We start from the raw sequence: 15747 nt of genomic DNA on the forward strand, positions 1-15747 counted from the left end.
GACAACGCGACGTTTGAGGGGAGCTTGATTGAGCCGGTGGCCCTGGAGGAGGGGCTTCGGTTTGCGATTCGGGAGGGGGGGCACACGGTCGGCGCCGGCGTGGTGACCGATATCCTGGACTAAAAATCGTTTGGCACCGGGGCTCCCCTGACCGTTGCGCTCGACTGGTTCGTGCGTACTGCTCAGGCTAGCCCCACGCCGCATCCGCGGACGTAGCTCAACTGGGAGAGCAGCGGACTCCAAATCCGCCGGTTGGGGGTTCGAGTCCTCCCGTCCGTGCTGTATTGCGGGCCGCGTGAGTGCCTGCTCGAACCGGCCTTCTTCGTGTTGTGTTGATGAGCCGCTCCAACGAGCGCGTTCTGTTGCAGGCCACGGTCTGATCATCTGACTCTTTGCCCATGACCTGGATACGTGAGTACCTGGAAAACGTCGTCGCGGAGATGGAGAAGGTAAACTGGCCCGGTCGCGACGAACTGATAAGTAGCACGCTCATCACGATCGTCGCTACACTGATCGTCTCCGGGTTTATTTTCCTGTCCGACCAGCTCATTCAACGGGTCCTGGAAATTCTCTACCGGGTATAACCCGACGTGGTGGACCGCGCATCGACTGCTGCAGGCATTTGACATCTGCTATGGCTGAAGACATTGACCCAGATACATGGTACGTGCTCCGCACGTTCTCGAACCACGAGAAAAAGGTGCGCCGGTACCTCGAAAGTGAAATCGAGCGAATTGGCCTTGAGGATCAGGTCGAAGAAATCCTGATTCCTACGGAGACGGTCTTCGAAATGAAGGGGGGAGAGAAGAAGACGAAGGAGAAGACATTCTTCCCCGGATACATCCTCCTCAATTGCACACTCACGTCCGAGCTCCGCGACCTCGCCGAGGATCTCCCGTCGGTCATCGGGTTCCTGACGACGGGCACCGGCGACGAACCCACCCAGCTCCGAGAGGAGGAGATCAAGCGCATCCTGGGCAAGATGGATCGGGCCGAGGAGATGGGGGAACAGCCCGAAATGCCATTCAAGGTGGGCGACCCGGTGAAGGTCGTGGATGGTCCCTTCGACAGCTTCAACGGAATCGTAGAAGATGTGTACCCCGACCAGATGAAGGTGAAGGTGATGGTCTCCATTTTTGGGCGGAAAACCCCCGTCGAGCTCGACTATCTGCAGGTCGAGCATGAAGAGTAGAATTTCACTTTGCGATGGCGGCGCCACTGGGGCCGTCCCGCTTTCTCGTGTTTCTTGAACAAACCGGCGGAAGTCAGCCCAACTCCCGTTGGGCGACGCTTGGACCGCCTACACACACATGGCAACACCGGTCGAACAAACCATCAAGCTTCAAATCAAGGGGGGGCAAGCCAACCCCGCTCCACCCATTGGCCCGGCCCTTGGGCAGCACGGCGTGAACATCATGGAGTTCTGTAAGGCATTTAACTCCCGCACGGAAGACCGCATGGGGACGCTCCTCCCGGTCGAGATTACCGTGTACGCCGACCGCTCCTTTGACTTCATCGTCAAGAGCCCGCCGGCGTCCGTTCTCCTGAAACAGAAAGCCGACATCGAGACGGCCGCGGGCGACCCGCTCCGGGACGACGCGGGCACGGTCACGTGGGATGATTGTCTGGACATTGCCGACCAAAAGCTTCAGGACCTGAACGCGCACACCGTCGAGAAGGGAGCGAGCATGGTGGCGGGCACGGCCCGGTCCATGGGAATTACCGTGGAGGGCAAGCCGGCCCACGAATAGGCCCTCTTGTGTTCTCGAGCGGGCCGACCGCTCAGATCTGCACTGTCGCCGCATTTGTTGTTCACGTGGGAGTCGTCTCGACACCGATCGAGGGGACGCTCGTACCACACAACCGTATCTGTTATGGCAAACACTGAAGGCAAACGATACCAAGACGCCAGCGAGCTCGTGGGGGACAAGAATGAGCCCGTGAGGCTGCAAGAGGCCGCAGAGCTGGCCCGAGAAACCGCGACTGCCAACTTCGACGAGTCGATCGACCTCGACCTCCGACTTGGCGTCGACCCGCAGCACGCCGATCAAATGGTGCGCGGGTCGATCACCCTTCCCAATGGCACCGGCCGGGAAGTCACCGTACTCGTGCTGGCCAGTGAGGGCAAGCAGCAAGAGGCCGAGGAGGCAGGGGCCGATCACGTCGGGCTCGACGAATACATCGAACGCATTGAAGAAGAAAACTGGCTCGACTTTGACGTGGCGATTGCCACGCCGGACGTTATGGGGCAGGTGGGGCAGCTCGGGCGCATTCTTGGCCCGCGTGGCCTCATGCCGAACCCGAAGAGCGGGACTGTGACGATGGACGTGGCCGATGCGATCGAGGAAATCAAGGCGGGAAAGATTGAGTTCCGCGTTGATCAGAGCGGGAACCTACACGTCCCCATCGGGAAGGCGTCCTTTTCCCCCGACGAACTGTACGAGAACGCCCAGGCGCTCCTCCGCGAGGTCATTCGGCTCCGGCCAGCCTCCGCGGGCGGACTCTACCTGCGCTCGATCACGCTGTCGGCCACGATGGGGCCGCCGGTGCGCGTAGACCGGAGCTCCGTGCTCAGCGAAGCCCGGTAGCCGAACCGCCCCTGGCCGTCGTCGTTGCACACCGACCAATCTGTCCATTCCATGTCGAAGAACCGAGCCGAAAAAGCCGAAATCATCGAAGAGATCGGGGAGAAGCTCGACGAGTACCCGATCATCTACCTGACCAATTTTGAAGGCCTGACCGTCGCCCAGTCAAATGACCTCCGGGGGCGCTTCCGGGAGGCGGGCGTCGAGTATCAGGTGACTAAGAACACCCTGGCCCGTCTTGCCCTTGATCGCATTGAGGGCAAGGATGCCCTCGACGAGTTCTTTGCGGGGCCCACGGCCATTGCCTTTAGCGAGGATCCGGCGAAGCCTGCCCGGGTGCTCCAAGACTTTCTGGAGGAGGAGGAGCTGGGCCGTCCGGAACTAAAGGTCGCCTGGATTGAGGGCGACATGTACGACGATCCGGAAGCACTTGATACGCTTGCGGAGCTGAAATCCCGAGAGGAGCTTATCGGAGAGGTCATCGGCCGACTACTGGCGCCGGCCCAGAATCTGGTGGGAGCCCTCCAGGGGCCCGGCCAGCGACTGTCCGGTCTTCTCCAGTCCCTCGCGGAGGAAGAGGAAGAAGAGTAGCGCAGGTGGTGTCCCGGCCTCACGAAAGAGGTTTGGGCCCCCGGCGCCCCGACCATCCACACTCGCCTTAATTCGCGGCGCAGCGCCGATTGTGGTCGGTGCCAAGACCGCCGCAGGACCAACCACACAACCGAACCTATGGCTGACATCGAAGAACTTGCGGAACAGCTCGTTGGGCTTACCATCCAGGAAGCCAATGAACTTGCGAATCATCTCGAAGAGGAATACGACATCCAGCCGGCCTCGGCGGGCGTCGCTGTGGCGGCCGACGGCGGAGGCGGTGCCGACGGAGACGCTGAGGAGGAAGAGCAGACGGCGTTCGATGTCGTGCTGACCGGCATTGGGGGCAACAAGATTCAGGTTATCAAGGAGGTCCGCTCCATCACGGGCATGGGCCTGAAGGAGGCCAAGTCGCTCGTGGACGAGGCGCCGAATCCGGTCAGTGAAGGCGTCTCTCGTGAGGAGGCCGACGACCTCAAAGCGCAGATTGAAGACGCCGGGGGCGAGATTGAGCTCCAGTAGGTGTCTGCCCTAACATAAATGAGGAAGCCACAGGGCGAAGACACGTCCTATCGTATTGGTGAGAGGCTCTTCGCCTGTGAAGGCCGATCCTGGACGACCCGGGTCCCATCCCGAACGTGTTCAGGGTTGGCCTTTGGCTTCTTTGTGGGAAAACGTCCAAAAAGACCTGAGGGGTGGTTCTGAAACATCCCTTCAATGGCGACCGTAGGGGTCGTCCTGTCTGAGCGCACTTTCTCGGGTGAGCCTTACCCGTAGGGCCTCTTGCCCAGTCAGGATCTGTGTCTCATGCCGGAAGCGGTGGTTCCGGCGGTCGCCTTTTCCATCCTCGAGCCCGACTGATGGATTGTTGTGAATGAGTCCACGAGCGCGGACGCAGGAGAACACTGCGCACCCTGGCGTGCGAGGCACTGGGAGAGCCCCCGGTGGCCTGACTAACGGACCACCGGACCTGTCCCGCGAGATCGAATACGGTCTTCCCCGTTACTGAGGCCCCCTGCACGGTATTCGCACCCGTGCCGTCCGGCGTGTCGGATGTTTTGCGAACGTAGTATACTCACGCGAGCAACCCCTATAGCCTATGCCGACCTTTTTAAACGGAGACGTCACCACGCCTGGTCACCTTGTGGATCCGGATCCGCGCAAGAGCTTCGCGGACATTCCGGAGGTGTGGGATTATCCGGACTTCCTGGACGTCCAGTTGAAGACGTTCCACGATTTTGTGCAGGACGACGTGCCTCCCGCCGACCGGGAGAACGCTGGACTCCAGGCCGTCTTTAACGAGCACTTCCCGATCAAGGACAACCGGGACCGCTACACTCTTGAGTTCGTCAGCTACGAACTCGACGCCCCCAAGCACACAGTTGAGGAGTGCATCGCGCAGGGCCTCACGTACTCGATTCCCCTGAAGGCCACCCTCCGCCTCACGAGCAAAGAGGAGGAAGGGGGCGAGGAGGCCATCGAGGCGATCGAGCAGGAGGTGTACCTGGGGACGCTTCCGTTCATGACCGACCGCGGGACGTTTATCGTGAATGGGGCCGAGCGGGTGATCGTCTCCCAACTCCACCGCAGCCCCGGTGCCTTCTTCGAGAAGGAGATTCACTCGAACGGCACGGAGCTGTTCAGCGCCCGCGTGATCCCGTTCCGCGGCTCGTGGATGGAGTTCTCCACGGACGTTCGTGACGTGCTGTGGGCCTACGTCGACCGCAAGAAGAAGGTGCCCGTGACCACGCTGCTTCGTGCGCTGGGCTTCTCCAGCGACGAAGAGATCGTGAAGATGTTCGACCTCGCCGACGCGGTTGACATCGACGACGAGGACGGGTTTGAGGAATACCTTGGCCGTGAGCTCGCAACGAGCGTCACCATCGAGAAGACGATCGAGATCGTCGACGAGGACACCGGCGAGGTGGTCGACGAGGAGATGGAGCGTGAGGTGTTGCTGCCCGCCGAACACGAGCTGGAGGAGGACGACTGGGAAGAGCTCGACGAATACGACGTGAGCCGCCTCTACCTGGTGCGGGAGGATGTTGAGGACGAGGCGCTCGACAAGAGCACGCTCGTGGAAACCCTCCAGAAGGACTCGTCGCACACCGAAGAGGAAGCCCTTGAGGTTATCTACGAGAAGCTGCGCGGAAGCGAGGCCCCCGATCTCGACTCCGCCCGGGAGGCCCTTGAGCGGCTCTTCTTCAACGAGGACCGGTACGACCTGGGCGACGTGGGCCGTCACCGCATGAACGCCCGGCTGGACGTCGACGTGGACACCGATGAGATGGTCCTCACGAAGGAGGACGTAGTGGGCATCGTCCGTGAGCTCATCCAGCTCCAGAATGGCGAGAGCACGGCCGACGATATCGACCACCTCAGCAACCGCCGCGTGAAGTCGGTTGGCGAGCAGCTTGGCTCGCAGTTCTCCCTCGGACTCGCCCGCATGGCGCGCACTATTAAGGAGCGCATGAATCTGCGGGACGCCGACAAGTTTACGCCGAAGGATCTGGTGAACGCCCGGACCATCGAGAGCGTGATCAACACGTTCTTCGGGACCAACCAGCTCAGCCAGTTCATGGACCAGACCAATGCCCTGGCCGAGATGACCCACAAGCGCCGCATGTCGGCGCTGGGGCCGGGCGGGCTTACTCGTGAGCGAGCCGGGTTTGAGGTTCGAGATGTCCACCACACGCACTACGGGCGGCTCTGTCCCATTGAGACGCCGGAGGGGCCGAACATCGGTCTGATGCTGTCCCTCTGCGTCCACTCCACGATCAACGACTTCGGCTTCCTCGAAACGCCCTACCGCGTGGTGGAGGATGGCCAGGTGACCGACCGGGTGGAATACCTCTCGGCCGAAGAGGAGGACCAGGCCACGGTGGCCCAGGCCAACGCGCCGATTGACGACGACGGAGACTTTGAGCGTGACGAGGTGCGCTGCCGGCACCAGGGAGACTTCCCCATTGTGGATCCGGAGAAGGTGGACTACATGGACGTGGCGCCGAACCAGATTGTCTCGCCGTCGGCCAGCCTCGTGCCCTTCCTCTCCCACAATGACGCGAACCGCGCGCTGATGGGATCCAACATGCAGCGGCAGGGCGTGCCGTTGCTCCGGAGTGACTCCCCGATCGTGGGAACTGGTCTCGAGGGGCGAGTGGCGAAAGACTCCCGCTCCTGTGTAGTGGCCGAAGGCGAGGGCGTCGTCGAGTACGTCGATGCGGAGCGCCTCGTGGTACGCTACGACGAAGAGCAGGACAAGACCGACCTGACCTTCGGCGAACCGGTCCAGGAGTACGAGCTGACCAAGTTTCGCCGGACCAACCAGGGCACCTGCATGAACCAGAAGCCCATCGTCCAGGCGGGCGACCGGGTGGAAGAAGGCGAAGTCCTCACCGACGGCTTCGCAATGGAGAAGGGCGAGCTCGCCCTCGGCAAGAATGTGCTCTGTGCCTTCATGCCCTGGCACGGATACAACTACGAGGACGCCATCGTCATCAGCGAGCGTCTCGTGGCTGACGACGTGTACACTTCGGTCCACATCGAAGAGTTTGAACACGAGGTGCGCGACACGAAGCGCGGCGAGGAGGAGTTGACCCGCGAAATTCCGAACGTAAGCGAGGAGGCGACGAAGGACCTCGACGAGCGAGGCATTGTCCGCGTAGGTGCTGAAATTACGCCGGGCGACATCATCGTCGGAAAGATCACGCCAAAGGGCGAAACCGACCCCACACCGGAGGAGAAGCTGCTCCGTGCCATCTTTGGGGACAAGGCGGGCGACGTGAAGGATGCGTCCCTGAAGGCCAAGCCGGGCATGGAAGGCGGCGTCGTGATTGACACGAGGCTCTTCAGCCGTCGTGAGCTTGACCCGGCCTCCAAGAAGATGGAAGAGAAGCGCCTCGAAAACATCGAGGGCGACCATGAGCGCAAGCTGGACGACCTCAATGAGCGCCTCTGGGAGAAATTCTTTGCCCTGGTCGAGGATGCGACGAGTGCCGGCCTCGAAGACCGTGAGGGCGAGGTGATCCTTGCTGAGGGTGCGGACTTTGAGGAGGATGCCTTCGACGACGTTGACCCGTCCGACCTGAGCACCCGTGCCGAGTACACCGGGGACGAGGAGCTGGATGATCAGATCAGCACGCTCCTTCGAAACTATAAGTCGCGGCGTCGCGACATCGAAGGCACGACCAAGCGCCAGAAGCATCAGGTGGAGATGGGCGACGAGCTGCCCTCCGGTGTCGTGCAGATGGCGAAGGTCTACGTGGCCCGGAAGAAGAAAATTGAGGTGGGCGACAAGATGGCCGGACGCCACGGCAACAAGGGCGTGATCGCGAAGATCGCGCCGGTCGAGGACATGCCGTTCCTTGACGATGGCACGCCCGTGGACCTGGTTCTGAACCCGCTCGGGGTGCCGTCCCGAATGAACCTGGGCCAGATCTACGAAACGCTTCTCGGCTGGGCTGGCGACCGGCTCGGGGTCAAGTACGCCACCCCGATCTTCGACGGCGCCTCGCTTGAAGACGTAGGCGATGAGCTGGAGAAGGCCGGTCTCCCCCGCGACGGAAAGGTTCAGCTCTACGACGGGCGCACCGGCGAGCCGTTCGACGAGAAGACGACGGTGGGCCAGATCTACATGATGAAGCTGGAGCACCTCGTCGAGGACAAGATGCATGCCCGGTCCATCGGCCCATACAGCCTCATCACGCAGCAGCCGCTGGGCGGAAAGGCTCAGTTCGGTGGGCAGCGCCTTGGAGAGATGGAGGTCTGGGCCCTTTACGCCTACGGGGCCTCCAACACCCTGCAGGAGATGCTCACCTTCAAGTCCGACGACGTCGAGGGCCGCTCCGAGGCCTACGAGTCGATTGTGAAGGGTGAGAACCTGCCCTCCCCCGGTGTCCCCGAGAGCTTCAACGTGCTCGTCCGGGAGCTTCAGGGGCTCGGGCTCGAGGTGACACTCGACTAATTGCGGAGTGCGAAGTGCGAACCGGCGACTCGGTCTGCGGGCCTTGTTCGTCACTTCGTTCGCTCCCACCCTCCCACTCCGCACGATCCATTCCAGATTTTACAACCGCATATGCCGTACGGTAATTCCAAGGAGATCGAAACTGATTTTGACAGTATCACCATCAGCCTGGCCTCCCCGGAGGACATTCTGGAGCGGTCCTACGGCGAGGTGATGAAGCCCGAAACGATCAACTACCGGTCGTTCAAGCCCGAGATGGGCGGGCTCTTCTGCGAGAAGATCTTCGGTCCGGTCAAGGACTACGAATGCCACTGTGGAAAGTACAAGCGCATCCGGTACAAGGGTATCATCTGTGACCGGTGTGGAGTGGAGGTAACCCGGAAGGCCGTCCGCCGAGAGCGCATGGGCCACATTTCCCTGAGCGTGCCGGTGGTCCACATCTGGTACTTCAAGACCCTGCCCAACAAGATTGGGCACCTGCTCGGTCTGAAGTCGAAGGACCTGGAGAAGGTCATCTACTACGAGAACTACATCGTCATCCAGCCGGGCACGGCCAAGCGGCTCGGGGTGGAGGAAAACCAACTCCTGACGGAGGAGGAGTACTACGAAATCCTCTATCAGATTCGGGACGACAACAACCGCCTCCAGGACGACAACGAGGAGAAGTTCATCGCCAAGATTGGCGGAGAAGCGGTCGAGACGATGCTCGAACGCCTCGAGCTCGACAAGCTCGCCCAGGAGCTCCGCTACCAGGTCCGAACCGAAACGAGCCAGCAGCGCAAGTCGAAGGCGCTGAAGCGGCTCGACGTGGTGGAGGCCTTCCGCGAAGCCAACGAGGACGGCGTCAACAAGCCGGAATGGATGGTGATGCGCGTGATTCCGGTCATCCCGCCGGAGCTACGTCCTCTCGTCCCCCTCGACGGCGGACGGTTTGCGACCAGCGACCTGAACGACCTGTACCGCCGGGTGATCATCCGTAACAACCGGCTTAAGCGCCTCATCGACATCAAGGCGCCAGAGGTCATCCTTCGGAACGAGAAGCGGATGCTGCAGGAGGCCGTTGACTCCCTCTTCGACAACAGCCGCAAGTCCAACTCGGTGCGCGGCTCCTCGAACCGGCCCCTTAAGAGCCTCTCGGACATGCTGAAGGGCAAGCAAGGGCGCTTCCGCCAGAACCTGCTCGGCAAGCGCGTCGACTACTCGGGCCGCTCGGTCATCGTCTCCGGGCCGCACCTGGAGCTGCACCAGTGTGGGCTGCCGAAGGAGATGGCCGTCGAGCTCTTCAAGCCGTTTATCATTCGCCGCCTCATTGAGCGTGGCATTGTCAAGACGGTCAAGAGCGCGAAGAAGTATGTCGACAAGAAAACCGAGGACGTCTGGGACATCTTAGAAAAGGTGATTCAGGGAAGGCCGGTCTTACTCAACCGTGCCCCGACGCTCCACCGGCTCGGCATCCAGGCCTTCCAGCCCGTCCTCACTGAGAACAAGGCCATCGAGATTCACCCGCTCGTCTGCCCGGCGTACAACGCCGACTTCGACGGCGACCAGATGGCCGTGCACGTTCCCCTTTCGCACGAGGCATGCCTCGAGAGCATGGTGCTCATGCTGTCGAGCCACAACGTCCGAAGTCCGGCCGACGGCGGCCCGCTCGCTGTGCCGAGCCAGGACATGATTCTGGGCCTTTACTACATCACGAAGGCGAAGTCCAACCAGAAGGGCGAAGGCATGCGCTTCGCCAACGTCCAAGAGGTGCGACAGGCCTTCGACCAGGATCAGGTGGCGCTCCACGCCAAGATCCAGCTCCGCGACCCCGACGGGTCCGATGAGATGGTCGATACGACTGTGGGCCGCGTCATCTTCAACGAGACGCTGCCGGATGAGCTCGACTTCGTCAACGAGGTCCTGAGCACGAAGAACGTGCGGCCGGTCATCGCCCGCGTCCTGAAGCAGACCGGTTTCGAAGAGACGGCGGACTTTCTGGACGCGATCAAGGACATGGGCTTCCGTCGCTCCACGACCTCGGGCATGACCTTCTCCCTCTCGGACATCATCATTCCGGACGAGAAGGAGGAGCTCATCGAAGAGGCCAACGAGACGGTGGAGGAGGCCGAACAGAATTACTCCATGGGCTTCATCACCGACAACGAGCGCTACAACCAGGTCATCGACGTCTGGACGAAGACGAACAACAAGGTCTCCGAGGTGCTCTTCGACGCCTTGAAGGAGCACAAGGAGGGCTTCAACCCCATCTTTACGATGGCCGACTCCGGCGCTCGAGGCTCGCAGGAGCAGATTCGCCAGCTCGGCGGCATGCGTGGCCTGATGGCCAAGCCGCAGAAGAACATCGGCGAAGGCGGCGGGGGGGGCGAAATCCTCGAGAACCCGATCCTCTCCAACTTCAAGGAGGGCCTGACGGTGCAGGAGTACTTCATTAGCACCCACGGATCGCGGAAGGGACTGGCTGACACGGCGCTCAAGACCGCCGACGCCGGTTACCTCACGCGACGCCTCGTTGACGTATCGCAGAGCGTGACGGTGACTGAGCACGACTGTGGCACCTTGCGTGGCATCAACGTTGGTGCACTGAAGGACAACGAGGAGGTCGTTGCACCGCTCTCCGACCGGATTACGGGTCGGGTGTCGGTTCGCGACGTGTACGATCCTCACACCGATGAGCTCGTCGTGGAGGCGAATGAGCTCATCACCGACGAGATTGCCGACGACATTGCGCAGACCTCCATCGAGGAGATCGAGATCCGGTCGGTGCTCACCTGTGAGGCCGAGCGTGGAGTGTGCACGCTCTGCTACGGTCAGAATCTCGCCACCGGCCGCATGGTCGAGGTTGGCGAGTCAGTCGGCGTGGTGGCGGCCCAGTCGATTGGGGAGCCGGGCACGCAGCTTACGCTCCGGACCTTCCACACCGGTGGAACCGCCACGCGTGAGGTTGGCGAGTCGACCATCCAGGCGAAGTTCTCCGGCACGCTCGAATTCGAGAACCTCCGTACGGTCACGTACGAGGACACCGACGGGCCGAAGGAGATCGTGCTTTCCCGGCAGGGAGAAGTCCGAATCATGGACACGGACGGCGACCGCCGCGAGTTGACAAGCTACGTCGTGCCGTATGGTGCTGAGCTGCTGGTCGACGAAGACACAGATGTCGAGGACGGAGACGTGCTGGCGAGCTGGGACCCCTACAACAGCCTGATCCTCACGGAGGCCAACGGCACGGTGCGGTTCGAGGACATCATCGAAGACACCACCTACCGCGAGGAGACCGACGAGCAGACCGGACACAAGGAAAAGGTCATCGTCGAGAGCCGCGAGCGCACCCTCACGCCCGCCGTTATCGTTGAGACCGAGGATGGGGAACAGCGGGAGTACAACATGCCCGTCGATGCCCGCATCCAGGTCGACGAAGGAGACGAGGTGCAAGCTGGCCAGACCCTTGCGAAGATGCCCCGCCAGGCCGCCCAGACCAGCGACATCACCGGTGGTCTGCCGCGCGTCGAGGAGCTCTTCGAGGCCCGCACGCCGGACGAGCCGGCCGTCGTCAGTGAGATTGACGGCATCGTCAGCTTCGGCGACCAGAAGCGTGGCTCGCAGGAGGTGATTGTCACCAGCCGCGACGGAGACATGGAGAAGAGCTACATGGTCTCCCTCTCGAAGCACATGCTGGTCCACGAAGGCGACTACGTGGAGGCTGGCGACCGGCTCTGTGACGGACAGATTGCCCCGCACGACATCCTGTCGATTAAGGGGCCACGTGCCGTGCAGGAGCACCTCCTCAACGAGGTCCAAGAGGTGTACCGCCTCCAGGGCGTCGACATCGATGACAAGCACTTCGAGGTTGTGATCCGGCAGATGATGAAGCGGGTGAAGATTACCGAGCCGGGCGACACCAACTTCCTCGAGGAGGATCAGGTGGATCGTCAGAAGATGGCGAGTATCAACGACGACCTGTACGACAAATTCGTCGTCAAGGACCCGAGTGACGCAAGCGTTGAGATCGGCGAAGTCATTGGTCGTCGGCGTCTGCGCGAGCTCAACTCGGAGCTGAAGCGTGAGGACAAGCCTGAGATCGAGGTTCGAGAGGCCCGGCCTGCGGTCGGTGAGCCGCTGCTCCTCGGCATCACGAAGGCGTCCCTCGCCACCGACTCGATGATCTCCGCGGCCTCCTTCCAGGAGACGACGAAGGTGCTCACAAACTCCGCCATTCGCTCCCGGACGGACCCCCTGGAGGGGCTCAAGGAAAACGTTGTCGCGGGCCACTCCATCCCTGCGGGTACGGGCCAGCGCGAGTACCGCGACCTGGTCGTGGGCTCGAAGTCCGAGCTCGAAGAGCTGCAGGCGGCCATCGGCGGCGACGGCGAGAGCCCCGGAGGCGATGGGGCCGCCGGCGACGGTGCACCGAGTGGGGAAGACGTCGAGCAAATTGAGGCGTCCGGCTCCGAAAACTAGGCCGTACCACCCAGTCTATCATCTTTCCGCCCCGGCCGCGCCTCTAGGCGTGCCGGGGCGGTTTTATTTTGGGGTTGTCGTCCAACAGCGGACACTCTGTTCGAATGGCTGGTCTTCCTCTTCTTGGGACGGAGAGCCTGAGGGTCTTTGGAGCCCTGGTGGGACTCGGGGCCCTCGTTGGGCTTGGCGAGCGACTGCGTGGGTGGGGCGTTCGGGCCTCCACCACGCGTCGCCTCGTCCACACGGGCGTCAGCCTGTTTGTGGTCGCCACCCCCGTTCTGTTCGAGCGACCGTTGCCGGTCTATGTACTTGCCGGCACCTTCACAGCGGCAAATGCGATTGCCCGGTCTCGGCACTGGTGGCCCGGGATTCACGCGGTCCGGCCGGAGAGCTGGGGCACGGTCGCCCTGCCGCTGTCTGTGCTCGTGGCCCTGGGAATGACGTGGTCCATCGCTCCGGATCGTCTGTTTGCGTTCCAGGGGGCGTACCTCGTGCTCGCCCTGGCGGACCCGGCGGCGTCGTGGGTGGGCGAGCGGTCGACGAGGGCGCAGGCCAGCGTCCCGGATGCCACCCTGTTGGGCAGCCTCACATTTGCGGGCGTCGCCCTCGGACTATCGGTGCTCGTGCTGGAGGGAGCCACGTCGTGGGGCGCTCGGGCGGTGTGCGGGGCGGCGACCGGGGCAACCCTGATCGCGACGCTCGTGGAGGCGGTCAGTGGGCGAGGCTGGGATAATCTCTTCGTTCCGGTGGCGCTGGTCCTCGTGTGGGTGCCGCTGCACGAGGGCGTTCTCGGCGTTGGTGCCCTGGGCGGAGCGCTCGTCGCAGGGACCATATTCGGGGGACTTGCGCACTGGACGAATGCGTTGAGCCTGCGAGGGGCGGCCGTCGGTGGGCTCTTTGCCGCGTCGCTGGTGGGGCTCGGCGGGACGGAATGGGTCGTCCCGGGCATCGTCTTTTTTGGGTTGTCGAGCGCGCTGACCTACGTGCAGGGGAGCCGCCCCGAAGCAGTTGCGGGCGACGCCCCACGGCGGACAGAGGCCCAGGTCCTAGCGAACGGTGGGGTGGCGTGGACGGCGCTGGCCGGGGCGGCCGTCCTGCCGTCCGGGGGCGCAGTGCTTCCGGGGGGATACGCGGCCTTTGTCGGGGCCTTGGCGGCGGCCGCGGCGGATACGTGGGCGACGGAGTGGGGCATGCGTTCGTCCACGGCCCCGTGGTCCCTACGTACCGGACGGCGAGTGGCCGCCGGCACCTCAGGGGCCGTCTCGGCCCTGGGAACCGTCGCGGCGATGTTTGGGGCGGCCAGCGTGGTGGGGGCGGCGGTGCTCACGAACGGCCCCCTGACGGGCGACGTGCGGTGGGACGTTGTCTTGCTCGTGGGGGCAGGGCTGTCGGGCATGGTCGCCGACAGCTTCGCCGGGGCTTTCATCCAGGCTCAGTACCGGACCGATTCGGGTGAGTGGACGGAAATGCCTCCGGCCCGAGAGGCCTCTCCCGCACAGGGATGGGCATCGGTGGGAAACAATGCCGTCAATTTTTTGGGCACGGCGGTGGGGGGCGGAATCGCGCTCGTGGGCCTCCTGCTGGTGGCGTAGCCGCGCTGCGGCCGGAATGCGTTCGGTTTCGGGCGTCGGCATCGCAACGGCCCCGGACGAGCGGGGGTTGTGGAGAAGTGAAATGTGCCTTTAATTTAGGCGTGTCACGCAATACACGGCGCCCCTTTTGTTTCCCTCCGCGTTAAGCAGAACGTACTTATGCCCTGGTACAAGAAGCTTCACTGGCAAATTATCATCGGGCTCGTGCTGGGCCTCATCTACGGTGTGATCGCCGCATCCGCCGGATGGGGACAGTTCACCAGCGACTGGGTCGCGCCGTTCGGGACGATTTTCCTGAACCTCCTCCAACTCATCGCGGTGCCGCTCATTTTGGCATCACTGATTGTGGGGGTGGCATCGCTCGGCGACCTTGAACAGCTGTCGCGGATTGGAGGGAAAACGCTGGGGATCTACATTTTGACCACCACCATCGCGCTCGTGATTGGTCTGGTTTTGGTCAATACCCTTCAGCCAGGCCGAACTGTGCCGCAGGAGATGCGCACACAGCTAGAGCAGACGTATCAGGGCGACATTGAGGAGAGCATGGAAGTGGCCGAGCAGGCGGAAGGGCGCGGTCCCTTGCAGCCGCTGGTCGACATAGTCCCGTCGAACTTCTTCGAGTCGGCCTCGGACAACGGGAATATGCTCCAGGTTGTCTTCGTGGCCATCTTTCTCGGGGTTGTGCTGCTCCTCCTGCCCGGCAAGAAATCGGAGCCGTTACTGACGTTTTGCGACAGCTTATTCGAGGCGATTATCAAGGCGGTGGAGATCATCATGCTCACGGCGCCGGTGGGGGTTTTTGGGCTCCTGGCCGACGCGATTACTTCCATTGCCGCCGGAAGCCCCGCCGACCTCGCCAGCCTCCTCGGTGCCCTCGGGTTTTACTGTCTGACGGTGGTGATCGGGCTCGCGATCATGGTGTTTGTGGTCTATCCCATCTTCATGCGGCTCTTCACGTCCATCTCGATTCCGGACTACTTCCGGGCCATCGCCCCGGCGCAGCTGGTTGCCTTCTCTACCTCGTCGAGCGGCGCCACACTGCCGGTCACCATGGAGGTCTCGGAGAAGAACCTTGGGGTCTCCGAGCAGGTGTCCTCGTTCGTGCTGCCCCTGGGCGCCACGGTCAACATGGACGGGACCGCCCTGTATCAGGCCGTCTCGGCGGTCTTCATCGCGCAGGTGCTCGGCATCAGTCTGGCCTTCACCCAGCAGCTCAACATCGTCCTGATTGCGGTACTGGCCTCCATCGGAACCGCGGCGGTGCCGAGCGCGGGCATCGTGATGCTCGTCGTGATTCTGGAGTCAATTGGGGTGCCGAGTGCCGGCCTCGCGCTCATTCTCGGCGTTGACCGCCCGCTCGACATGCTCCGCACCACCAACAACGTCACGGGCGACACCATGGTCGCGTCCGTTGTGGCGGACACGGAAAATCAGCTCAACTTCCCCACGAATGGGGTCAGTGTTGCAACGACCGATGTGCAGGGGAGCGTCCGCGAGGAAGCGGCGCGGTAGGGACGAAACAATCGGGTCACGTCCGGGGCGGCGGGGCGGGCGCCCG

11 protein-coding genes and 1 tRNA gene are annotated in these 15747 nt (G+C 62.6%); all 12 read left to right on the forward strand.

Annotated elements, in window-relative coordinates; translation table 11 throughout:
- Positions 1–123: EF-Tu C-terminal domain-related protein (locus OJB03_RS13725; RefSeq protein WP_480919093.1), on the forward strand; the 123-nt coding region annotated here is incomplete at its 5' end.
- 83 nt (positions 124–206) lie between these two features.
- A tRNA-Trp gene (locus tag OJB03_RS13730) sits at positions 207–279 on the forward strand.
- A gap of 119 nt (positions 280–398) precedes the next feature.
- Positions 399–584: a preprotein translocase subunit SecE gene (gene secE / locus OJB03_RS13735; protein WP_263788416.1), complete on the forward strand. Its 186-nt coding sequence runs from the start codon at positions 399–401 to the stop codon at positions 582–584.
- Between the two features lie 50 nt (positions 585–634).
- Positions 635–1192 (forward strand): transcription termination/antitermination protein NusG, encoded by a 558-nt coding sequence (nusG, locus tag OJB03_RS13740; RefSeq protein ID WP_263788418.1) that lies wholly within the window; start codon positions 635–637, stop codon positions 1190–1192.
- Positions 1193–1310: 118 nt separating this feature from the next.
- Positions 1311–1751 carry a 50S ribosomal protein L11 gene (gene rplK / locus OJB03_RS13745; protein WP_263788420.1) on the forward strand — a complete coding sequence of 147 codons (441 nt, stop codon included), beginning with the start codon at positions 1311–1313 and terminating at the stop codon, positions 1749–1751.
- A 123-nt stretch (positions 1752–1874) separates the two neighbouring features.
- A complete protein-coding gene (gene rplA, locus OJB03_RS13750) occupies positions 1875–2588 on the forward strand; it encodes a 50S ribosomal protein L1 (RefSeq protein ID WP_263788422.1) in 714 nt (237 codons plus the stop codon).
- A 51-nt stretch (positions 2589–2639) separates the two neighbouring features.
- Complete coding sequence (gene rplJ / locus OJB03_RS13755) at positions 2640–3176, forward strand: 50S ribosomal protein L10 (protein WP_263788424.1); 537 nt, start codon at positions 2640–2642, stop codon at positions 3174–3176.
- Positions 3177–3314: 138 nt separating this feature from the next.
- Positions 3315–3698, forward strand: coding sequence for a 50S ribosomal protein L7/L12 (rplL, locus tag OJB03_RS13760; protein WP_263788425.1), 384 nt, complete (start codon positions 3315–3317; stop codon positions 3696–3698).
- Between the two features lie 577 nt (positions 3699–4275).
- Entirely contained in the window at positions 4276–8139 is a 3864-nt protein-coding gene (rpoB, locus tag OJB03_RS13765; protein ID WP_263788428.1) for a DNA-directed RNA polymerase subunit beta, read from the forward strand.
- A 111-nt stretch (positions 8140–8250) separates the two neighbouring features.
- On the forward strand, positions 8251–12597 hold the full coding sequence (gene rpoC, locus OJB03_RS13770; RefSeq protein ID WP_263788430.1) for a DNA-directed RNA polymerase subunit beta': 4347 nt from the start codon (positions 8251–8253) through the stop codon (positions 12595–12597).
- 104 nt (positions 12598–12701) lie between these two features.
- The gene (locus OJB03_RS13775; RefSeq protein ID WP_263788432.1) at positions 12702–14189 is read left to right on the forward strand and encodes a DUF92 domain-containing protein; all 1488 of its coding nucleotides are present in this window, start codon (positions 12702–12704) and stop codon (positions 14187–14189) included.
- A 159-nt stretch (positions 14190–14348) separates the two neighbouring features.
- Positions 14349–15701, forward strand: coding sequence for a dicarboxylate/amino acid:cation symporter (locus OJB03_RS13780; protein WP_263788435.1), 1353 nt, complete (start codon positions 14349–14351; stop codon positions 15699–15701).
- Positions 15702–15747: the final 46 nt, after the last annotated feature.

This window comes from Salinibacter grassmerensis (assembly GCF_947077765.1).
Lineage (GTDB): Bacteria > Bacteroidota > Rhodothermia > Rhodothermales > Salinibacteraceae > Salinibacter > Salinibacter grassmerensis.